General features: G+C 40.0%; 24 protein-coding genes, 7 tRNA genes and 3 pseudogenes. 29 read left to right on the forward strand and 5 right to left on the reverse strand.

Going from position 1 to position 21,050, the window contains the following annotated elements; genetic code table 11:
- Positions 1-16: 16 nt before the first annotated feature.
- The 17 genes and pseudogenes from BFW96_RS15360 to BFW96_RS15440 all read left to right on the forward strand — a co-directional run bounded on the left by BFW96_RS15360 (position 17) and on the right by BFW96_RS15440 (position 11,678).
- Positions 17-1,033: a LolA family protein gene (locus tag BFW96_RS15360; RefSeq protein ID WP_003234282.1), complete on the forward strand. Its 1,017-nt coding sequence runs from the start codon at positions 17-19 to the stop codon at positions 1,031-1,033.
- 114 nt (positions 1,034-1,147) lie between these two features.
- Positions 1,148-2,317, forward strand: coding sequence for an alanine racemase (gene alr / locus BFW96_RS15365; protein WP_069839918.1), 1,170 nt, complete (start codon positions 1,148-1,150; stop codon positions 2,315-2,317).
- A gap of 115 nt (positions 2,318-2,432) precedes the next feature.
- Complete coding sequence (endB, locus tag BFW96_RS15370; protein WP_003225183.1) at positions 2,433-2,714, forward strand: type II toxin-antitoxin system antitoxin EndoAI; 282 nt, start codon at positions 2,433-2,435, stop codon at positions 2,712-2,714.
- Between the two features lie 4 nt (positions 2,715-2,718).
- Positions 2,719-3,069, forward strand: a complete 351-nt coding sequence (gene ndoA / locus BFW96_RS15375; RefSeq protein ID WP_003156187.1) for a type II toxin-antitoxin system endoribonuclease NdoA — start codon at positions 2,719-2,721, stop codon at positions 3,067-3,069.
- A 114-nt stretch (positions 3,070-3,183) separates the two neighbouring features.
- The gene (gene rsbRA / locus BFW96_RS15380) at positions 3,184-4,008 is read left to right on the forward strand and encodes an RsbT co-antagonist protein RsbRA (protein ID WP_083252894.1); all 825 of its coding nucleotides are present in this window, start codon (positions 3,184-3,186) and stop codon (positions 4,006-4,008) included.
- Positions 4,009-4,012: 4 nt separating this feature from the next.
- The gene (gene rsbS / locus BFW96_RS15385) at positions 4,013-4,378 is read left to right on the forward strand and encodes an RsbT antagonist protein RsbS (RefSeq protein ID WP_003225190.1); all 366 of its coding nucleotides are present in this window, start codon (positions 4,013-4,015) and stop codon (positions 4,376-4,378) included.
- Between the two features lie 3 nt (positions 4,379-4,381).
- Entirely contained in the window at positions 4,382-4,783 is a 402-nt protein-coding gene (gene rsbT / locus BFW96_RS15390; RefSeq protein ID WP_003240352.1) for a serine/threonine-protein kinase RsbT, read from the forward strand.
- Positions 4,784-4,794: 11 nt separating this feature from the next.
- Entirely contained in the window at positions 4,795-5,802 is a 1,008-nt protein-coding gene (gene rsbU, locus BFW96_RS15395; RefSeq protein WP_069839919.1) for a phosphoserine phosphatase RsbU, read from the forward strand.
- Positions 5,803-5,863: 61 nt separating this feature from the next.
- Positions 5,864-6,193 (forward strand): anti-sigma factor antagonist RsbV, encoded by a 330-nt coding sequence (rsbV, locus tag BFW96_RS15400; RefSeq protein WP_069839920.1) that lies wholly within the window; start codon positions 5,864-5,866, stop codon positions 6,191-6,193.
- Entirely contained in the window at positions 6,190-6,672 is a 483-nt protein-coding gene (gene rsbW / locus BFW96_RS15405; protein ID WP_003234299.1) for an anti-sigma B factor RsbW, read from the forward strand. Before rsbV ends, rsbW begins: the two co-directional genes overlap by 4 nt.
- The gene (gene sigB / locus BFW96_RS15410; RefSeq protein ID WP_014662857.1) at positions 6,638-7,426 is read left to right on the forward strand and encodes an RNA polymerase sigma factor SigB; all 789 of its coding nucleotides are present in this window, start codon (positions 6,638-6,640) and stop codon (positions 7,424-7,426) included. The genes rsbW and sigB overlap by 35 nt, the downstream gene beginning before the upstream one ends.
- Positions 7,426-8,025, forward strand: coding sequence for a phosphoserine phosphatase RsbX (gene rsbX / locus BFW96_RS15415; protein WP_040084112.1), 600 nt, complete (start codon positions 7,426-7,428; stop codon positions 8,023-8,025). The genes sigB and rsbX overlap by 1 nt, the downstream gene beginning before the upstream one ends.
- A gap of 110 nt (positions 8,026-8,135) precedes the next feature.
- A pseudogene (locus BFW96_RS21965) lies at positions 8,136-8,253 on the forward strand (hypothetical protein).
- A 72-nt stretch (positions 8,254-8,325) separates the two neighbouring features.
- A pseudogene (locus tag BFW96_RS21970) lies at positions 8,326-8,561 on the forward strand (hypothetical protein).
- Positions 8,558-8,998 carry an EVE domain-containing protein gene (locus BFW96_RS15430; protein ID WP_069839921.1) on the forward strand — a complete coding sequence of 147 codons (441 nt, stop codon included), beginning with the start codon at positions 8,558-8,560 and terminating at the stop codon, positions 8,996-8,998. The pseudogene BFW96_RS21970 and the gene BFW96_RS15430 overlap by 4 nt, the downstream one beginning before the upstream one ends.
- Positions 8,982-9,425, forward strand: a complete 444-nt coding sequence (locus BFW96_RS15435; RefSeq protein ID WP_069148997.1) for a MarR family winged helix-turn-helix transcriptional regulator — start codon at positions 8,982-8,984, stop codon at positions 9,423-9,425. The genes BFW96_RS15430 and BFW96_RS15435 overlap by 17 nt, the downstream gene beginning before the upstream one ends.
- Before the next feature lie 93 nt (positions 9,426-9,518).
- On the forward strand, positions 9,519-11,678 hold the full coding sequence (locus BFW96_RS15440) for a Tex family protein (RefSeq protein ID WP_069839922.1): 2,160 nt from the start codon (positions 9,519-9,521) through the stop codon (positions 11,676-11,678).
- A gap of 9 nt (positions 11,679-11,687) precedes the next feature.
- Here BFW96_RS15440 and cmpA read toward each other — a convergent pair whose 3' ends face one another.
- Positions 11,688-11,801, reverse strand: a complete 114-nt coding sequence (gene cmpA, locus BFW96_RS15445; protein WP_003225207.1) for a cortex morphogenetic protein CmpA — start codon at positions 11,799-11,801, stop codon at positions 11,688-11,690.
- 103 nt (positions 11,802-11,904) lie between these two features.
- Here cmpA and BFW96_RS15450 point away from each other — a divergent pair, with 103 nt between their 5' ends.
- The 8 genes from BFW96_RS15450 (at position 11,905) to BFW96_RS15485 (ending at position 13,198) form a co-directional block, all read left to right on the forward strand.
- On the forward strand, positions 11,905-12,357 hold the full coding sequence (locus BFW96_RS15450; protein WP_014662863.1) for a SprT family protein: 453 nt from the start codon (positions 11,905-11,907) through the stop codon (positions 12,355-12,357).
- 122 nt (positions 12,358-12,479) lie between these two features.
- Positions 12,480-12,554, forward strand: a tRNA-Asn gene (locus BFW96_RS15455).
- Between the two features lie 4 nt (positions 12,555-12,558).
- A tRNA-Ser gene (locus BFW96_RS15460) sits at positions 12,559-12,649 on the forward strand.
- A 29-nt stretch (positions 12,650-12,678) separates the two neighbouring features.
- A tRNA-Glu gene (locus tag BFW96_RS15465) sits at positions 12,679-12,750 on the forward strand.
- A gap of 11 nt (positions 12,751-12,761) precedes the next feature.
- Positions 12,762-12,836, forward strand: a tRNA-Gln gene (locus BFW96_RS15470).
- Positions 12,837-12,864: 28 nt separating this feature from the next.
- Positions 12,865-12,940: transfer RNA gene (locus BFW96_RS15475), tRNA-Lys, on the forward strand.
- Positions 12,941-12,951: 11 nt separating this feature from the next.
- Positions 12,952-13,033: transfer RNA gene (locus tag BFW96_RS15480), tRNA-Leu, on the forward strand.
- An 81-nt stretch (positions 13,034-13,114) separates the two neighbouring features.
- A tRNA-Leu gene (locus BFW96_RS15485) sits at positions 13,115-13,198 on the forward strand.
- Between the two features lie 228 nt (positions 13,199-13,426).
- Here the strand turns inward: BFW96_RS15485 and BFW96_RS15490 are convergent.
- The 4 genes from BFW96_RS15490 to BFW96_RS15505 all read right to left on the reverse strand — a co-directional run bounded on the left by BFW96_RS15490 (position 13,427) and on the right by BFW96_RS15505 (position 17,437).
- Positions 13,427-13,990, reverse strand: a complete 564-nt coding sequence (locus tag BFW96_RS15490) for a GNAT family N-acetyltransferase (protein WP_069839923.1) — start codon at positions 13,988-13,990, stop codon at positions 13,427-13,429.
- A gap of 198 nt (positions 13,991-14,188) precedes the next feature.
- Positions 14,189-14,707, reverse strand: coding sequence for a hypothetical protein (locus BFW96_RS15495; RefSeq protein ID WP_069839924.1), 519 nt, complete (start codon positions 14,705-14,707; stop codon positions 14,189-14,191).
- 463 nt (positions 14,708-15,170) lie between these two features.
- Positions 15,171-15,629, reverse strand: a complete 459-nt coding sequence (locus BFW96_RS15500; protein ID WP_069839925.1) for an SMI1/KNR4 family protein — start codon at positions 15,627-15,629, stop codon at positions 15,171-15,173.
- 5 nt (positions 15,630-15,634) lie between these two features.
- Positions 15,635-17,437, reverse strand: coding sequence for a T7SS effector LXG polymorphic toxin (locus BFW96_RS15505; RefSeq protein ID WP_069839926.1), 1,803 nt, complete (start codon positions 17,435-17,437; stop codon positions 15,635-15,637).
- 163 nt (positions 17,438-17,600) lie between these two features.
- Here BFW96_RS15505 and BFW96_RS15510 point away from each other — a divergent pair, with 163 nt between their 5' ends.
- The 4 genes and pseudogenes from BFW96_RS15510 (at position 17,601) to BFW96_RS15520 (ending at position 20,696) form a co-directional block, all read left to right on the forward strand.
- Complete coding sequence (locus tag BFW96_RS15510) at positions 17,601-18,074, forward strand: hypothetical protein (protein ID WP_069839927.1); 474 nt, start codon at positions 17,601-17,603, stop codon at positions 18,072-18,074.
- A gap of 726 nt (positions 18,075-18,800) precedes the next feature.
- Positions 18,801-19,586: a helix-turn-helix domain-containing protein gene (locus BFW96_RS15515; protein WP_069839928.1), complete on the forward strand. Its 786-nt coding sequence runs from the start codon at positions 18,801-18,803 to the stop codon at positions 19,584-19,586.
- 167 nt (positions 19,587-19,753) lie between these two features.
- Positions 19,754-19,954, forward strand: a pseudogene (locus BFW96_RS21240) (hypothetical protein); the annotation flags it as partial.
- Between the two features lie 217 nt (positions 19,955-20,171).
- Entirely contained in the window at positions 20,172-20,696 is a 525-nt protein-coding gene (locus BFW96_RS15520; protein WP_069839929.1) for an NAD(P)H-dependent oxidoreductase, read from the forward strand.
- Positions 20,697-21,050 lie beyond the last annotated feature (354 nt).

The raw sequence follows: 21,050 nt of genomic DNA on the forward strand, positions 1-21,050 counted from the left end.
AATTGAGAAAAAGGGGTTGAAAAAGGTGAGAAAAAGCTTTGTTTTGCTTTTAACGGGACTGCTTGCTGTTCTTATTCTTTCTGCCTGCGGGCAAAAAACACAGCAAGATATTGTGGCCGGGTTAGATGAAAAGGCGAAAGAATACACCTCGTACAAAGCAAAAGCGAAAATGACCATCGAGACAGGGAGTGAGCCTCAAGTATACAATGTGGAAATCTGGCACAAAAAGCCGTCTCTGTACAGGGTTTATTTAGAAAATCCGAAAAAGGACCAAAACCAAGTCATTTTACGAAATGAAAACGGAGTATTCGTTCTCACGCCGTCTTTAAATAAGAGCTTCAGATTTCAAAGCGACTGGCCGAACAACAGCAGTCAGGTCTATCTGTTTGAATCGCTCGTAAAGGATGTTCAAAACGATTCGGATGCAGTTTTCACAGCGAAAGAAAAGAAATACGTATTCGAAACAAAAACAAACTATCAGCATAACAAAATGCTGCCGACGCAAGAAATCACATTTAACAAAAAGGATATGAGCCCGTCATCTGTCAAAGTGATGGATACTGACCGGAAAGTGATGGTCAAAGTAGAATTCAGCAGCTTCGAATTTAATAAACAATTTGATAAAGAATCATTTGACGAAAAGAAAAATATGACCCTTTCTCAAATGGATGTTGCCACAAGCGCGAAGCCTTCCGATACATTCGCGGTCAAAACGCCGCTGGAACTGCCGCTTGGCGTAAAGCTGCTTGAAGAAAAAGATATTTCTACTGAAGACGGGAAGCGTATCATCATGACGTATGGAGGAGAAAAATCATTTACGTTAATTCAGGAAAAAGCCCAGATTGCCAAGGCCTCCTCCTCCGTTACGCTGAACGGCGAACCGGTAAACCTCGGCTACACCATCGGCGCTTTGTCGGATGCATCATTATCATGGACATATGACGGCGTCGATTACCTTCTCTCTTCTAAAGATCTTTCTAAAGAGGAAATGGTGACAGTAGCGAAAAGCATGCAGGGACAATCATCGAAATAACCGCCAAAGGCCAAACATGATTTGGCCTTTTTTTCGTTAGACATCGTTTCCCTTTGGCCTTTAATTTTAGTATGATATGTAAATGATATTGAATAAAAGCTAGGAAGTGTCGTAATGAGCACAAAACCTTTTTACAGGGATACGTGGGCGGAAATTGACTTGTCCGCGATAAAGGAAAATGTCAGCAATATGAAAGAACATATCGGTGAACATGTCCAGCTAATGGCAGTTGTAAAAGCAAACGCCTACGGGCATGGTGATGCAGAAACAGCAAAGGCTGCTCTTGACGCAGGTGCTTCATGCTTGGCCGTAGCCATTTTGGATGAAGCGATTTCACTGCGTAAAAAGGGATTGAAGGCGCCTATATTGGTGCTCGGCGCGGTTCCCCCGGAGTATGTGGCAATCGCTGCGGAGTATGACGTGACCTTAACAGGTTATTCCGTTGAATGGCTTCAGGAGGCAGCCCGCCACACGAAAAAAGGTCCTCTTCATTTTCATCTGAAGGTCGATACGGGGATGAACAGGCTTGGTGTCAAAACAGAGGAAGAAGTTCAGAACGTGATGGCCATTCTTGACCGCAACCCCCGTTTAAAGTGCAAAGGGGTATTTACCCATTTTGCGACAGCAGATGAAAAGGAAAGAGGCTATTTCTTAATGCAGTTTGAGCGTTTTAAAGAGCTGATTGCTCCGCTGCCGTTAAAGAATTTGATGGTACACTGCGCGAACAGCGCCGCCGGACTTCGGCTGAAAAAAGGCTTTTTTAATGCAGTCAGATTCGGCATTGGCATGTATGGCCTTCGCCCGTCTGCTGACATTTCGGACGAGATACCGTTTCAGCTGCGTCCGGCATTCACCCTGCATTCGACGCTGTCGCATGTCAAACTGATCAGAAAAGGCGAGAGCGTCAGCTACGGAGCCGAGTACACAGCAGAAAAAGACACATGGATCGGGACGGTGCCTGTAGGCTATGCGGACGGCTGGCTCCGAAAATTGAAGGGGACCGACATCCTTGTGAAGGGAAAACGCCTAAAAATTGCCGGCCGAATTTGCATGGACCAATTTATGGTGGAGCTGGATCAGGAATATCCGCCGGGCACAAAAGTCACATTAATAGGCCGGCAGGGAGATGAATATATTTCCATGGATGAGATTGCAGGAAGGCTCAAAACCATTAACTATGAAGTGGCCTGTACAATAAGTTCCCGCGTTCCCCGTATGTTTTTGGAAAATGGGAGTATAATGGAAGTAAGAAATCCTTTGTTGCAGGTCAATACAAGCAATTAGCTTACTTATATGGCGAATTTATAAAACAGCTTTGCTTGAAGAGTGAATAATGGTATCATTATCACTGGATGGATAAAAGAGTCGTATCCGTAAGTTTGGTGGAGGTGTATGTTTTTTGTCTGAATCCAGCGCAAGAACCGAAATGAAAATCAGCTTGCCCGAAAACCTAGTAGCTGAATTGGATGGTGTAGCGATGCGGGAGAAACGAAGCAGAAACGAACTGATATCACAAGCAGTGAGAGCGTATGTCAGCGAACGAACAACTCGTCACAACCGTGATTTGATGAGACGCGGCTATATGGAAATGGCGAAAATCAACCTGAATATTTCTTCTGAGGCTCACTTTGCGGAGTGCGAGGCTGAAACGACAGTTGAGCGCTTAGTCAGCGGAGGATAATCATTTGATTGTGAAACGCGGCGATGTTTATTTTGCTGATTTATCTCCTGTTGTTGGCTCAGAGCAAGGCGGGGTGCGCCCGGTTTTAGTGATCCAAAATGACATCGGAAATCGCTTCAGCCCAACTGCTATTGTTGCAGCCATAACAGCACAAATACAGAAAGCGAAATTACCAACCCACGTCGAAATCGATGCAAAACGCTACGGTTTTGAAAGAGATTCCGTTATTTTGCTGGAGCAAATTCGGACGATTGACAAGCAAAGGTTAACGGATAAGATTACTCATCTGGATGATGAAATGATGGATAAGGTTGATGAAGCCTTGCAAATCAGTTTGGCACTCATTGATTTTTAGACATATTTGCAGGTTGCTCACAAAGAGCAACTTTTTTTGTTTTCAAAAAACATAAACGATATAATAATGAAATAACGAAAAAATATGTTGTTTTTTATTGGGAGGTAAGCGAATTTGATGTCGAACCAGACTGTATACCAGTTCATTGCCGAAAATCAAAATGAACTGCTCCAACTGTGGACTGACACACTAAAAGAATTAAGCGATCAAGAATCCTATCAGCTGACTGACCAAGTGTATGAAAATATATCTAAAGAGTATATCGACATTGTGCTGCTGTCTGTTAAGGACGAAAACGCTGCTGAAAGCCAAATCAGTGAACTGGCGCTTCGGGCGGTCCAAATCGGAATTTCTTTGAAGTTTTTGGCTACTGCGCTTGCTGAATTCTGGAAACGTCTCTACACGAAAATGAATGATAAGAGATTGCCAGATCAAGAGAGCACGGAGTTAATCTGGCAGATTGACCGATTTTTCAGCCCGATTAACACAGAAATTTTTAATCAATACTCAATCTCATGGGAAAAAACAGTATCCCTGCAAAAGATCGCGCTGCAGGAGCTGTCTGCACCGCTTATTCCGGTGTTTGAAAATATCACCGTGATGCCGCTAGTTGGAACAATTGATACAGAACGCGCGAAACGAATTATGGAAAACCTTCTTAATGGCGTTGTCAAACACCGTTCCCAGGTCGTGCTAATTGACATTACGGGTGTCCCTGTCGTCGATACGATGGTTGCCCATCATATTATTCAGGCATCAGAAGCGGTAAGGCTTGTCGGAGCAAAATGCCTGCTGGCCGGAATCCGCCCGGAAATTGCTCAAACCATCGTCAACCTGGGGATTGATTTATCCCAAGTTATAACTAAGAATACCCTGCAAAAAGGAATTCAAACAGCATTGGAAATGACGGATCGAAAAATCGTTTCATTGGGGGAATAACATTTTGAGACATCCGAAAATCCCGATCTTGAAACTGTATAATTGCTTATTAGTGTCCATTCAATGGGAACTTGATGACCAAACTGCATTAACCTTTCAAGAAGACTTATTAAATAAAATATATGAAACAGGTGCTAACGGAGTCGTCATTGACCTGACATCTGTGGATATGATTGATTCATTTATCGCGAAAGTGCTGGGTGACGTTATTACAATGTCCAAGTTAATGGGGGCAAAAGTTGTCTTGACCGGCATTCAGCCCGCTGTGGCAGTGACGCTGATTGAACTTGGAATCGCGCTTGAGGAAATCGAAACTGCGCTCGACTTAGAGCAGGGGCTTGAGACATTGAAGCGGGAATTGGGGGAATAGCGAATGAACGACCAATCCTGTGTAAAAATCATGACAGAATGGGATATTGTAGCCGCCAGACAGCTGGGACGAAACGTTGCGAAAGAACTGGGTTTCGGCACTGTAGACCAGGCTAGAATTACAACGGCTATTTCAGAATTAGCCAGGAATATTTATTTATATGCCGGCAAAGGGCAGATTGGAATTGAACAGGTCGCAGACAGAGGAAAAAAGGGCCTGAAAATCATAGCGGAAGACCAAGGGCCGGGAATTCCTGATATCCGAAAAGTCATGGAAGACGGATTTTCAACGTCTGGAGGACTTGGTGCGGGACTTCCCGGGGTCAAAAGGCTGATGGATGAATTCAGCTTAAATTCCGTATCGGGGGAAGGAACAGAGATACAAGCCATCAAATGGCTTCGGTAGGAGGTAAGAACGTGGATTTTAGGGAGGTTATTGAGCAGCGGTATCATCAGCTGCTTAACCGATATATAGCCGAATTAACAGAAACATCTTTATATCAAGCCCAAAAATTCAGCCGAAAAACAATCGAGCACCAAATTCCTCCGGAAGAAATCATCAGTATTCATAGAAAAGTGCTGAAGGAGCTGTATCCAAGTCTCCCGGAAGATGTGTTTCATTCGCTGGATTTTTTAATAGAAGTCATGATTGGTTATGGAATGGCTTATCAGGAGCATCAAACCCTTAGAGGGATACAGCAGGAAATCAAATCAGAAATTGAAATCGCAGCTAATGTCCAGCAGACGCTGCTCGGAACAAAAATTCCGCAGGAGGACGCGCTGGATATCGGCGCCATCAGTGTTCCTGCCAAACAGATGAGCGGTGATTACTACCACTTCGTCAAAGACAAGGAATCCATTAATATTGCAATCGCGGACGTGATCGGAAAAGGCATTCCAGCTGCTCTCTGTATGTCCATGATTAAATACGCAATGGACTCTTTGCCGGAAACGGGCATACACCCTTCTCAGGTGCTGAAAAATTTAAATCGTGTTGTTGAACAAAACGTTGACGCTAGTATGTTTATTACGATGTTTTATGCCAATTACAATATGGACAAGCATCGATTTACATATGCTTCGGCGGGACATGAACCGGGATTCTATTATTCTCAAAAAGACAACGCGTTTTATGATTTAGAGGCTAAAGGACTCGTTCTCGGCATCTCGCAGGATTATGACTACAGACAATTCGATCAGCATCTGGAAAAGGGTGATATGATCGTTTTATTTTCTGACGGCGTCACAGAATGCAGAACAGAAAACGGTTTCTTGGAGCGTCCTGATTTGCAGAAGCTCATTGAGGCACATATGTGTTCCTCCGCGCAGGAAATGGTCAAAAACATTTATGACAGCCTCCTCAAATTACAGGACTTTCAGCTTCACGATGATTTTACGTTAATTGTTTTGCGGAGAAAGGTTTAACGTCTGTCAGACGAGGGTATAAAGCAACTAGTGATTTGAAGGAAAATTTGAGGTGATACGGATGAATATAAATGTTGATGTGAGGCAAAACGAGAATGATATACAAGTAAACATTGCAGGAGAAATTGATGTATACTCAGCGCCAGTGCTCAGAGAGAAGCTTGTTCCTCTGGCAGAACAAGGCGCGGACTTAAAAATTTGCCTGAAAGATGTCAGCTACATGGACAGTACCGGATTGGGCGTTTTTGTAGGGATCTTTAAAACAGTGAAAAAACAAGGCGGTTCGCTAAAACTTGAAAATCTTTCTGACCGGCTGATCCGACTGTTTGACATTACAGGCCTGAAGGACATCATTGATATTTCTGCAAAGTCAGAAGGTGGAGTGCAATGAAGAATAACGCTGATTACATCGAAATGAAAGTGCCGGCCCAGCCTGAGTATGTAGGAATTATAAGACTGACGCTGTCAGGCGTCGCAAGCAGAATGGGCTATACGTACGATGAAATTGAAGATTTGAAAATCGCAGTCAGTGAAGCGTGCACAAATGCGGTTCAGCACGCTTACAAAGAAGATAAAAATGGGGAAGTGTCAATACGATTCGGTGTGTTTGAAGACCGTTTAGAGGTTATTGTGGCGGATGAAGGAGACAGCTTTGACTTTGATCAAAAGCAGCAGGATCTAGGGCCGTACACACCTTCGCACACAGTTGATCAATTATCAGAAGGAGGGCTCGGTCTATATTTAATGGAAACGCTCATGGATGAAGTTAGAGTGCAAAATCACTCCGGCGTCACTGTAGCGATGACAAAGTATTTAAATGGGGAGCGAGTTGATCATGACACAACCATCAAAAACTACGAAACTAACTAAAGATGAAGTCGATCGGCTCATAAGCGATTACCAAACAAAGCAAGATGAACAGGCGCAGGAAACGCTTGTGCGGGTGTATACAAATCTGGTTGACATGCTTGCGAAAAAATATTCAAAAGGCAAAAGCTTCCACGAGGATCTCCGCCAGGTCGGCATGATCGGGCTGCTCGGCGCGATTAAGCGATACGATCCTGTTGTCGGGAAATCGTTTGAAGCTTTTGCAATTCCGACAATCATCGGTGAAATTAAACGTTTCCTCAGAGATAAAACATGGAGCGTTCACGTGCCGAGACGAATTAAAGAACTGGGGCCAAGAATCAAAATGGCAGTTGATCAGCTGACGACTGAAACACAAAGATCGCCGAAAGTCGAAGAGATTGCCGAATTCCTCGATGTTTCTGAAGAAGAGGTTCTTGAAACGATGGAAATGGGCAAAAGCTATCAAGCCTTATCCGTTGACCACAGCATTGAAGCGGATTCGGACGGAAGCACCGTCACGATCCTTGATATCGTCGGATCGCAGGAGGATGGATATGAGCGAGTCAACCAGCAAATGATGCTGCAAAGCGTGCTTCATGTCCTTTCAGACCGTGAAAAACAAATCATAGACCTTACGTATATTCAAAACAAAAGCCAAAAAGAAACTGGGGACATTCTCGGTATATCTCAAATGCACGTCTCGCGTCTGCAGCGCAAAGCTGTGAAGAAGCTCAGAGAGGCCTTGATTGAAGATCCCTCGATGGAGTTAATGTAATGATCCAGGTTGAAGAAAACGAGCATATTCAAACTCTAGTATATCAACTGAATAAAGAAGGAAAATCGATTTGCGGAGACAGCTTTTTTATGAAAGCTGATGACAAGGAATTAATTTGCGCGGTTGCTGACGGACTTGGAAGCGGATCGCTTGCAAACGAATCCTCTGCAGCCATCAAAGACTTAGTGGAAAACTATGCGAATGAAGACGTACAAAGCATTATCGAACGCTGTAATCAGGCGATGAAAAACAAAAGAGGCGCCACAGCATCTATCCTGAAAATCAATTTTGAACAAAGGCAGTTTACGTACTGCTCTGTCGGCAATGTACGGTTTATTCTGCATTCCCCGTCTGGTGAAAGCTTTTATCCTCTGCCGATTTCGGGCTATTTATCAGGCAAGCCGCAAAAATACAAAACGCACACCGCCACCTATGAAAAGGGTTCAAAGTTCATTATACATACAGATGGACTCAACGTACCTGATATCCGCTCCCATTTGAAAAAGGGCCAATCGGTAGAAGACATATCGAATTCGCTGAAAATGTATACGACATCGAGAAAAGATGATCTGACCTATATTCTTGGACATCTGTCCTAGGAAACCGGAAAAAGAAGCTGGATATCCAGCTTCTTTTTTTTGCGGTTGACTGTTAGTAAGTGCGCTTATTATAATTAATAAGTGAACTTATCATTTAGGAGGCCTATGGGATGTGGAATTATGAATACACTGCGATAGCTGATGCGGATATAGACAAAATCTGGAGCCGTTATCAGGAAACAGAAACATGGGATCAATGGGATGCGGGTCTTGCATCAGCTTCTTTGAAAGAACCATTTCAAAAGGGAACGGAAGGAACATTGCTTCTGCAAGGACATACAGTTCCTTTTTGGCTTGAGCATGTGGAGAAACATCGGTCATTTTCTATCATGGCCAACATGCCGCATAACAATGTAAAAATGGAATTTTCTCACGTGCTTCAAAAGCAAAAAGAAGGTTTGCGTATCACACATGGAATTGTATTAGATGGTGCTGAAGCAAAAAAATGTGGAGAAATCATTGGTACTGAACTGTCTAAAGACATCCCGGCGGCTGTCAGCAGGCTTGTTCACCTATGCGGAGGAGTGATAAAATGAACCCAAATTATTGGATCGGCGTTGTGTCAGAGCAGCATGTATTAAAAGGTGCTGCCGGTGGCTTTGCACAGCTGTGCCATGGAAAAAAAGCCCCGCTCGCCAAAATGAATGAGGGAGATTGGCTGATTTATTATTCTCCAAGAGACGCATATCCAGATGGCAAACTGCTGCGAAGCTTTACTGCGATCGGCAAAGTGAAAAGCGGAAATATCTATCCGTATCAAATGGCTCCGAATTTTATTCCATACCGATTAGATATAGACTATTATCCATGCCATAAAATCGGTTTTTACGACATTAAATCAAAGCTTGAATTTGTTCAGGAAACCAAGCATCTTGGCTTTTTATTTCGCAGAGGACATTTTGAAATCAGCAAAAATGATTTTTTGACAATAGCACAAGCGATGGGAGTTAACATAAGTGGAATGGCACTCTAAATTTAGCGGTCCGAACACAAGCCCGGGCTTTTTATTATGGCAGGCCACGCAAAGCTGGCAGCGGAAAGTGGGAAAAGAATTGGCTGAGTTTGACCTGACCCACGTTCAATTTGTTCTGCTGACCTCGTGCAAGTATATGATTGCTCACGGAGAAACCGTCACGCAAAAAAAACTTGCAAGCTTCAGCCAGACCAATATCATGATGGTTTCGGAGGTTGTGCGGACGCTTGAGAAAAAAGGATTTATCGAAAGAAGCAAAAATCCCCAGGATAAAAGAGAGGTCCTCCTGTCTCTTACAGAAACAGGAGGAGAAAAAGTAACAGCGGCTTTGCCAATTGTTGAGAAGATTGATCAAGCCTTCTTTGCAGCTGCGATGAAAAAAGAGAATTTTCTGAGCGGCTTACAGGAACTATTGAAACATGAGTAAAGATACGGGCAGCGCCAGCTGTCTTTTTTTATGTGTTTTTTTCGGTTTTTGATACACTAGAGAAAGAACGACAAAATTGGAGGCTTTGGTTACATGGAAACGTCAGCCCTTTTAAAACAGCAAATTGCGAAAGAAATAGGTTTATCACAAAAACATGTTGAAAGTGTTATCCGTCTGCTTGAGGACGGCAACACAGTCCCGTTTATTGCCCGGTATCGAAAAGAGCAGACGGGTTCAATGGATGAGGTTGAGATTCAAACGATTTCTGAACGCTGGCAATACATACAAAACCTGAATCAGCGAAAAGAAGAAGTCATCAGGCTGATTGCAGAGCAGGATAAACTGACAGATGATCTAAAACGTAAAATCGAGCAATCGGTGAAGCTTCAGGAAGTGGAAGACCTTTACCGCCCTTATAAACAAAAACGCAAAACAAAGGCAACAGTTGCTAAAAGCAAAGGCCTGGAGCCGCTTGCCGACTATATTCTGACACTCCCCCAAGATGATCGTCTGGCAAAAACAGCAGACCAGTACATCAGCGAAGAAAAAGAAGTGTTCACACGAGAAGAAGCGATTGAAGGCGCCAAGCACATTATTGCGGAACAAATCTCAGACGAGCCGTCTTTCAGAAAGTGGATTCGCCAGGAAACCTTCAAAAAAGGAACCATTAAGTCTGTTGCCGGAAAGTCGGCAGACACGGACGAAAAAAATGTGTATGAAATGTATTATGAATATGAAGAGCCAATCGCAAAGGTCGTTCCGCACAGGGTGCTGGCAATGAACCGCGGCGAAAAAGAAGACATTTTAAAGGTATCGATCGAACCACCTGCGGATCACATTAAAGCGTATTTAGAAAAACAAATCATCAAAAACCGCTCAACATCCGTAAAAGAGATTTTGCAGGAGACAATTGAGGACAGCTATAAAAGACTGATCCAGCCGGCAATCGAGCGTGAAATCAGGAAAGAGCTCTCAGAAAAAGCCGATGAACAGGCGATTCATATTTTTTCAGAAAACTTGAGAAAGCTTCTGCTTCAGCCGCCAATGAAAGGCAAAACCGTTCTCGGTGTTGACCCAGCCTTTCGAACCGGCTGTAAGCTCGCTGTGTCAGATGAGACCGGAAAAGTCTTGAAAATTGATGTAATCTATCCGCATGCGCCAGTCAACAAAACAAAAGAAGCCCATGAAAAAGTGAAAAAGATTCTTGAGCAATATCAAGTCGAGATGGTGGCGATCGGAAACGGCACAGCATCCAGAGAAACAGAACAATTCATTGTCAATGTACTAAAGGATATGCCGCGCAAAATTTATTATGTAATTGTCAATGAAGCTGGAGCAAGCGTCTATTCGGCTTCTGAGCTTGCCCGAGAAGAATTCCCTGACCTTAAGGTTGAAGAGCGCAGTGCCGTATCTATTGCGCGAAGACTTCAAGACCCGCTCGCGGAGCTCGTTAAGATCGATCCGAAGTCTGTGGGTGTCGGACAGTATCAGCATGACGTCAGCCAAAAGCGCTTAAATGAATCTCTGCGGTTTGTCGTCGAAACGGTCGTAAACCAGGTTGGAGTAAACGTCAACACAGCATCTGCCGCGCTGCTTCAGTATGTAGCGGGATTATCGAAGTCTGTCGCAGGCAACGTTGTCAAAAAACGTGAGGAAATCGGAAAGTTTTCAAATCGAAAAGAACTGAAGGACATCCCAAGGCTCGGTGCGAAAACTTACGAGCAATGTATCGGTTTCTTAAGAGTGCAGGAAGGGACAGAGCCTTTGGATAGAACAGGCATCCACCCGGAAAGCTATAAAGAAACAAAAGCGCTATTGAAAAAACTCGGGCTTTCAACAGAACATATCGGCACGGCGGAATTGAAGGACAAAATCAATCAGCTGGCACTTTCTGAAACGGCAAAAGAGCTGGGAATCGGCGAAATTACTCTGAAAGACATTTGTGAACAGCTGACAAGACCGGAACGCGATCCCCGCGACGAGGTGCCAAAGCCTTTGCTGAAAACAGACGTCCTTCAGTTGGAAGATTTGAAAGAGGGAATGGAACTGCAGGGCACCGTGCGCAATGTAGTGGACTTTGGAGCGTTTGTTGATATCGGAGTCAAACAAGACGGGCTTGTGCATATCTCAAAACTCAGCAATCAATTCGTCAAGCATCCTCTTGATGTTGTCTCTGTCGGCGATATCGTGACAGTTTGGGTTGACGGCGTAGATGTACAAAAAGGCAGAGTATCGCTGTCTATGGTAAAATAAAAGCACTGCTTACGAGCAGTGTTTTTTCCTATAGAAATACCAGCATTGATTTAGCAGTTTAATTTGGTAATTATCTTTTTCAAGGAACGCTTTTTGCATCTGCTTTTTAAGCCAATTTGGCATAGGCTCATTCCTCCTCAGCTTTTATCATAAGAGGGACAGTGATTACCATATTGTATGCGAACGGTGAATTGTCCCGTTCAATGTTTTTTAAGTGAGGTGCACTATGGATAATGTAGAGCTTCAAAAGCTGACAGAGGATATTTCTGAAACGTATTTTAAAAAGCCGTTCCGCCATCAGGCGCTTTTTAATGATAGGCTTAAAACCACTGGCGGCAGGTACCTGTTAACCTCCCATAACATTGAATTGAACAGAAAATATTTGATTGAACACGGCAGGGAGGAGCTGATCGGCATCATCAAGCATGAGCTCTGCCATTATCATCTTCACCTTGAAGGAAAAGGGTACAAGCACAGAGACAGAGATTTTAGAATGCTTTTGCAGCAAGTCAACGCGCCGAGGTTCTGTACACCCCTTAAGAAAAAAGCGGAAAACAAAAAAACTTATATGTATATCTGTACGGCCTGCGGCCAACAGTATATAAAGAAGCGGGCTATGAACCCTGACAGATACAGATGCGGAAAATGCCGCGGGAAAATAAAAAGAATTTTTTCGTGAAAAAGGTTGACGAATATGGCAAGCCTATGTTACATTATAAAAGTCGTTACGAGAGATAAATAAAAACATTTACCTCTTGACACTGAAAATCAAGGCTGATATAATAAGTCTTGTCTCATTATTCCACAGTAGCTCAGTGGTAGAGCTATCGGCTGTTAACCGATCGGTCGCAGGTTCGAATCCTGCCTGTGGAGCCATATTGGAGAAGTACTCAAGTGGCTGAAGAGGCGCCCCTGCTAAGGGTGTAGGTCGCGTAAGCGGCGCGAGGGTTCAAATCCCTCCTTCTCCGCCATAAGATTTCGATATAAGTTCTCAACCATCGGCCCGTTGGTCAAGCGGTTAAGACACCGCCCTTTCACGGCGGTAACACGGGTTCGAATCCCGTACGGGTCATTCCATTTCGTTGGGCTATAGCCAAGCGGTAAGGCAACGGACTTTGACTCCGTCATGCGTTGGTTCGAATCCAGCTAGCCCAGCCATTTTTATTTTTTTGAAATCGAATAGTAAGAGCCATTAGCTCAGTTGGTAGAGCATCTGACTTTTAATCAGAGGGTCGAAGGTTCGAGTCCTTCATGGCTCACCACTTATATTTTTGCGGGTGTGGCGGAATTGGCAGACGCGCTAGACTTAGGATCTAGTGTCTTACGACGTGGGGGTTCGAGTCCCTTCACCCGCACTTTATTTACAAAGTGCACGCAAATTGGTTTTACTAGGTTAAGAGCCTAATAAACCAGCACAAACACAATTTCATCATCACGCGGTCGTGGCGGAATGGCAGACGCGCTAGGTTGAGGGCCTAGTGGGTGAATAACCCGTGGAGGTTCAAGTCCTCTCGGCCGCATCAATGATACCAAGGGTTTAGAGTACCTTGGTATTTTTTGTGTCTTTTGAACAGAACGTATTTTGTGACTAAAACTGACCACTTACTTTAAGTAGGTGGTCTGATTTGTCCGCAAAAGTATATAGTTAAATAAGATAAAAAGGCATAGTATATTAGCATACAAAATATGTTATGTTTGTTATGTCCTTTTTGTTTTAATAACGCATCCGTTATTTTAAGCGTACGATTTTACTTTATTATGGAATAAAAACAAGTGTCGGTCAGCTTGCTTCCATCTGCGGATAAATCATCATTTCTTAAAGTGCCTTCGAATACAAACCCAAGTTTTTCTGGAATAGCACGACTTTTGAGGTTTGTTGATTCACATCTTATTTCAATTCTTCTAAATTTAATATTATGTAACCCAAAGGTAGCTAATTTTTTTACTGCTTCTGTCATATATCCATTCCCGCCAAATTTAGTATTTACCCAGTACCCAATTTCACATTTAGGAATGGTCCAGTCAATCCTCTGAAGGCTAGTTATTCCAATAAAGTTATTGCTAGCTTTATCAAAAATAAGAAAACGAAAACTTTCCCTCTTTAAAAAATTTATATGAGCGTTTCTTAAATTTACCTCTGTTTCTTCAACAGTAGGAAGTTCTTGAGCAAATGGCAACCACGCTTTTAATTCATTAAAGGAATCCCTAATTGCTTGGTTTACAATTTTCCCGTCTCCTGTTTGGTGTGGTGCTCGAAGGATTAGTCTTTCTGTTTCCAATTGTAAAGGCACATCTAACAATAAAGGATTCATTTGATTTCTCCTCTCGGAAGTTCAATGTTAAAAATTGAAAATATGTAATGAAAACTCTTATCTCTAAGAAATAATTTTTGAGGACGAGTTACAACTTCTTGGTACCTATTTGTTTATCTATGACACCTCCAGTAAGAATTGAATATTTTTTATTCTCATCAAAGAATTTTTTCACTCTAGAGTAATTCACATTTAACCTCACATACATTTGATTTTGGTTTGCAATTCATCGATCTTATTAAGTTCATACTCATAATCACAGTTACCTTCTAAAACAAAATTCATAGTTTCAAAGAAACTTTTCGCATTCTTTAAGAGTGATTCAAAAAAATCAAGTTTCGGTAGTAATACTTTTTGTTTTTGGTCAATTTCAAATAACAACATATCATTCGATATTGATTTCATTTTCAATAGAAGGGGTTGATCTGGAAAATAAGTTTCGCTTTTTCCTGTTTCAATAGCTTCTTCAATTAGATTTAAAAAATAAGCCCACAATTGGTCAACCAAGTCCCACATAGTGACATCAAGCAAATTTTGTTCACCATATTTTAAAATAATCGCCCCAGATAAATAGTAAGAGTCTAACTGTGGTTTTATGTTCTTTAGTCCCTCTATATTGCTAAGTGGAACAAAGTAATCGTCAATATTATTTTTTAAGATTGAAAGATCGTTTATCTTCTTATTTGGCCTAAGAATTAATGATTGAATATAAAACATTTTACCTCTCCTACTTTTCAGGATAGAATTGTTCTACTCTCCCTACCTCATACGATCTTTATATCTTTTGCTCCGTTTCAGCTTCAGATAACAAGGACTTGGCTTCAAAACTGTCAATGTAGAGAATTCATAACTAAATATTACCATAAATGTGAAAGAATCAAAGGAGGTACTGAATCTTAGATCCTTTAAACATAATGGGACTTACAAAGTTGAGGGATTTTATTTAGAGGAAGATACCAAAAATACTAGTATCTTTATTATTTTTGGTTTGGAGGTATAAGTCTTTATAGTACATATTCAAATTAATCATCATCTAAAACTCATAACAAACGTAGGTGATGGGAATGAAAAAGGAATTGCAATAAATATAGATTTCAAAAGGTGAGAGTCTATCTTAGAAAACCATACCAAAGCATCTTGGTATGGTTTTCTAACACCTTTATTTTGAGAATTGTAAAGATTAATCTTCCCAATCCTCATCTTCATCTAAGTCCTCTTTACCCTTTTCTAGTCGCTGAAGAAAAAATTCAAGAAAATTACTTGCAGCTGTATAACCATATCCTTCACTGTTATCCCAAAGAATAACCGGACACTCTCCATCTACCATTCTGTTTGTATCAAGACAATAAGAGAATTCATCTATATACTCTATAACAACAAGACCTGGTATAAGACCGTAAAATGTTCTGTATTCTTTTGTTTGCTCTACAACTTCAGCGCCTTCAGAGTCATAACCAAGGATCATTGTTCCGTATGCACCACCAGAACCATACTCTTTTAAATACCATTTATAACTTTCGGGGAGAGAAACTTCAAGTTCTTCTTCTATCTCGTGAATCTCTTTTTCGCTGACTCCTCCAGTGATAATAGAGAATTCTTTGTTTTCTTCTAAAAACTTTTGTATTGTTGAGTAATCCATAAAATTCACCTCTTACTGTGTTTTTCAAATTGTTGTGCTCTCCACTTCCAATATCTCTTTCTAAAACTGTCGTATTGAGCAGAAAGTTCGGGATTGTTTCTAAAACTTTGCCCGTTTTCCTTTAAACCATGGAGAATATTGTGATATTTCTTGTGCAGGCTTTCAGGAACTTCAACCATTGTACCAGGTTCTTCTTGGATTAAATGATGTAGGTTTATTTGTGTTCCGTCCTTTGCAAAAGGTGCATTGCCAAGTTTCATTAATTGAAGATTTGTTTGGCCTTTACGATTTTTTTGATTTAGGTCTATATCTTTTAACATATACACTTTTCGGCTTACGTCTTTTATATTTCCTTTAGCTTTCACTTTTCCTTCTATTTCAGCAGCAGTATATTTTTCTTTATTTAACCAAGGAACATCAATGTATTTCCCCGTAAAAGGTTTTCGAGTTACATCAGCTACCTTTTTGGAAAACTGATGAAATGATTTTTTATAACTCTCCCCATCTATTGTGTTGAATGGAAAAGTCCCTGAACCACCAGCCATTGCATACTGTTGTTCAAAAACATTTGGTATTTTAACGTATTCAATACCTTTTTTTATTCCTGCTTTTGAAGCTTCAAGTGTCTTAATTGCAGCAACTTTTGAACCGGCTTTTGCAACTTTGGATACTTTATCAATACCTTTCGGACCAACTATTGCAAGAACAACAGTACTGCCTACATAGGAAACCCATTTTGCTCTGCTGTAGCTATCTCCATTAATCATATCACGTTGAAATGTGTCTTCTATGTCTTTTGCTATGATCTTATAAGTATCGATTGGATGTAAGGCTGCGTTCACAGTTCCAGAAAGCGATTCAATTGGGTGTCTTGCAAGTTGATAGAGACCCATCACTGTATCTTTACCTGCTTCATACATTCCCACTGCAATACCTTTTCCAATTTCAGCTTTTTGTTGGAGTTCTTCGAGTTGGCGGAAATAAACTTGCTGGTCAGGTTCCAAATTCTCGTATCCTATTTTCTTCGCAATTTTTAAATACTCGTCTGGATCTGTTACCTTTACAAGCTGTTTTTTCAAATCTTTTATTTCGCGTTTTTTAGATTCTTCTTTTTTGATCTTCAAATAAGCTTCAGATTGCTTCTTGATATCGCTTTTTTTCTTATGTATATCGCTCTCACGATATGCCTTGGCATTATAGTGAAGGGGTGTAGCATTCTTGCCCTTACCTGTTGATTCCTGTAACTTTTGAAAGTCTGCTTTAATGAATTGTTCGTTAGGTTCAGTTATTGCATATTCAGTTTTTAAGTTTTTGTCCACATCGCCTATTTTATCAACAGTCTTTTTCCGTTTGTTTTCGGCAGAAGAGAGCTCATCCTTAAAAGTCTCTGTTGAAAATAAATCAAGTGGAAGAATGTCATCGATGTCATTCAGAATATCTTTCATTGCTTTCTTCTGCTCAGACATAATTGATTTTGATTTTTTATATGCGTTTGCTAATTCATGTTCCAAGAAGGATTCCTCGATATATGCATCAGATAAGCTGGCATCTTCTAATACACCGGAGATACTAGTAAGGAAAGCGATCTTCATTTCAATTAAATCAATCCATTGATCAGTGACACCCACATGATCGTGATAAAATGCTTTGATATTGTTTGCTCCCTTGCCAGAGAACTCACTATCATCCAGATCAGCAACAGCCTTAAATGCTTTTCTTAGCTTAATCAATTGATTTTTCAATTCTTTATAATCTTTTGCTCGGTTTTCAGCTTCAGATAACAAAGACTTAGCTTCAAATACCTTCATTGTCCAATCCTTTCAGTGATTTTATATCTAAATATTACCATGGATAAGTTATGAAGTTCGAAAAAATTATTTAAGGATAGGTAATGAATTGAACGAAATGAGAATTCATTGGTGTAAAATAAGCTTACATCCCATTTATTACATATAGAGATTGGAGTTAACAATGAAAAAAAGTAAGTTTATTTTAGCGAGTATTGTTTCTGTTGGGCTGCTAGTTTTTTTAGCATGGTTTATTTATGCTGGCACCCACCAACCTCCTATTTTGAAGGGTAATTCAAAAGATGGAAAATGGAGTGTTATCTATTCTCCTGAAAAAGACATAGATCTTGCAAGGCAAGACTTATGGGCGGTTCATATTACATGGAAAAGGGATTCTGAGTTTTCAATAAAAGAGGTTGTGTTTAAAGAAAATGGTGTTGTTGAGGCATCAGGTGACGCAACAGATGAACCTAAGAATGCTAAAAAAATAGCAGTAGCGATAATGGGAGATCCACCAAATATGAATAATGATTATACAGTAGAAGTTATTTGGGAGGAGAATGGGAAAACACAAAAAGACATTATACAAGTAAATAAAGAAATCAAGCGGTCTTTTGTTATTCCTAATGTAATAAAAAGAATTTTAAGTTTAGGATAAAGCTAAAATACTCTCATGGCATAAAAATTTTTAAAAAGCAGGTAAATAGCGCCTGCTTTTTCGTGTTTAATCTTAATTTTTCACCTTAACCGATTACTTCGAGCAGGGCTGTTACTAAGTAAACATCAATAATAAGGTAATTTTTTTAAAAAGACCGCTACTCCAATTTTACTCCTCAATATGAATAAATCATTATAAAACTTTATAATCAATATAAATAAACACTGATATATAAAGGTTTTATAACAGAAAACAAAGATTCACTTTATTGAGGGCCTAGTGGGTGAATAACCCGTGGAGGTTCAAGTCCTCTCGGCCGCATCTCAATGATACCAAGGGTAGAAGACCTTTGGTATTTTTTTGTGCTCTTTTTTATTTTTAAGGTTTTTACTTCTTTTTACTCCACTTGTTAGAATAATTCATCCCTTGTAACTTTTGGACGAATTAAATAATTAGGAGTGGAAATAAAAAAATGTACATCACAAGTTTTAGAGGGTGAATAAAAAGTGGAAAAGAATTTATTGTTTATCTATACTTAAGAAGGAAAAGGAATTAGATGTTTAATTATGAAAACTTTCACTTATCAAAAACATGATCATAATAGGTATAAAACACACCGTATAACATGGTTGCAACCGTAAGTTGACAAAGTGCATTTGCTGGAAGATAGAACGGAGAGCGCTGTTTTCATACAATGTAGTCATCAAAGTAAAGGAGTTCTTAACTATGACATTTGGTGAAAAACTTTTTAAGCTGCGAAAAGAAAAAGGTCTGTCACAGGAAGCTTTAGCAGAGAAAGTAAACACGACAAGGCAGGCGATTAGTAAGTGGGAAAATGGGCAAGGGTTTCCTGAAACAGAAAAGCTTCTAATGATTGGAAACATTTTCGAAGTATCAATTGATTATTTGTTAAAAGACTCTGCTGAACCTCATCCCGATAACAAAGAAGGATATTATGTAAGCAGAGAAATGGCAGACGGCTTTTTATTGCATCAACGCAAAGTTTTCAAGTATTTATCTTTCGGACTGAGCATGCTTATTTTTTCCACTGTCCCTTATTTGGTTTTTAAACAAGAACCAGCTATTTATACACTCCTTATCATTATTATAGCAGTACTCGGCATTGGAGCTATTGTGACAGGAATGATTACGGAAGAAGATAAATATAAGGTACTCAAGAAAGAGGCTCTCATATTTGATCAAAATCATCATAAAGAGCTGACAGCGAGATATACAGATATTAAAAGAAGGTATGCTGCTATCATGGTCGTTGGAGTTTGTTCTATTGTAGCAGGCGTAATCCCTTTTCTTCTTGAAAGAAAACATATAGCCTCAGGTTTAATTGCCTACTATCCAGTTTGTGTAGTTTTGATAGCTGTAGGTGTCTATATCTTGATTCGTACCTTGCCAATCATAGAGGCATATCAAATAATGGTGAAAAACGAAGAGTATATAAATAGATTCGGCTTTAAGCTTAGTAAAAAAGTGAGAAAAAGAATGGATAATATCTAATAAAAGAGCCTAAAAAGGTTCTTTTTTTCATTATGAAAAAAGATTAAGCTCTCAGTTAATCTTAATTTGAAATAGGTTCATTATATTTTTAAATAAATTCATGTACTAGGAGTGAAAATATGAAAACACATATTACATGGGCTTCAGCTTGTTTATTATTGATCTAGCTGACCGGATTTTCAAAGGATAAAAATTATATTTCTGACAGAAAAAATCAAAAAATTAAACCATATAGAATCAACAACAAGCGCTTCGGAAAATAAAGCATTTTTTAATTACTCGGACATAGAAAAGCGATATGAAACAGTTAAGAAGCATACAACCGAAAAGGGTTTGATTATGGATTCCCTTCTCGTTCAGATAAAAGATGGGGAATATACTGGGATTATTCAGAGGATTATTCTGTTATATCGGATTTCTACAAAACAATGTCTTAAGTCATAATTGATTTTGATGCCCAATTAGTTGCCCTGAATTCATGAAAAGGAATAAAATAGCTGTAAATAAAGTTGCTATTTTAAAATGAGAATCAATTCATTATCGTAAAAGCAATAACTAATCGGCGAAGAAAGGATAATCAGTCAAATGAAAACATTAGTTATCGTTATACACCCTAATTTGGAAACGTCTGTTGTCAACAAGACCTGGATGAATCGTTTAAAGCAAGAGAAAGACATTACGGTTCATGACCTATACGGTGAATATCCTAATTTTATCATTGATGTGGAAAAAGAGCAGCAGTTCCTGGTAGATCATGAGCGTATCGTGTTCCAGTTTCCAATGTATTGGTACAGCAGTCCCGCGTTACTAAAACAATGGGAAGATGATGTGTTAACACATGGCTGGGCTTATGGAACTGGAGGAACTAAATTGCATGGAAAAGAACTACTCTTAGCTATCTCCTTAGGTGCACAGGAATCTGATTATCAAGCAGGCGGAGAATATAATATCACGATCAGCGAGCTTATCAGACCGTTTCAAGTCACTGCTAACTATATAGGAATGCGTTTTCTCCCTGCGTTTACAGAATATGGGACACTTTACCTTTCGGAAGCAGATGTTAAGAACAGTGCGGAGAAATTGGTTGACTATCTTAAAGCTGAGCATTGATCCGATATTCGCAAGGTAAGCTGAAACAAATGATGTGTTGTGAAAATAAGGGTTTGTGATAGATTTTAATAAATTTAATTTCAAAGTTACATCGAATACTGAATTCAGGGGAGCATAGAGCGAGGACTTAAAATTAATTAAAGCAGGGCAATCTACATATTTCTTGATGAAATGTAGAGTTCCTTGGTCTCTATGTGGCCAGAATTCATGAAAAATGATGAAAATAAGTATAAATAAAATAAATAAATAAATGCTTTGAATAAAAGCTTTTGTAACTCAAGGTATGTTTTTACTAGGTTCATGCCTTCGTTTTTTATTTTACCTATCTTGGCGAGTGGTCAATTTTTTTTTACT

This window comes from Bacillus sp. F56 (assembly GCF_001748205.1).
Taxonomy (GTDB): Bacteria; Bacillota; Bacilli; order Bacillales; family Bacillaceae; genus Bacillus; species Bacillus stercoris.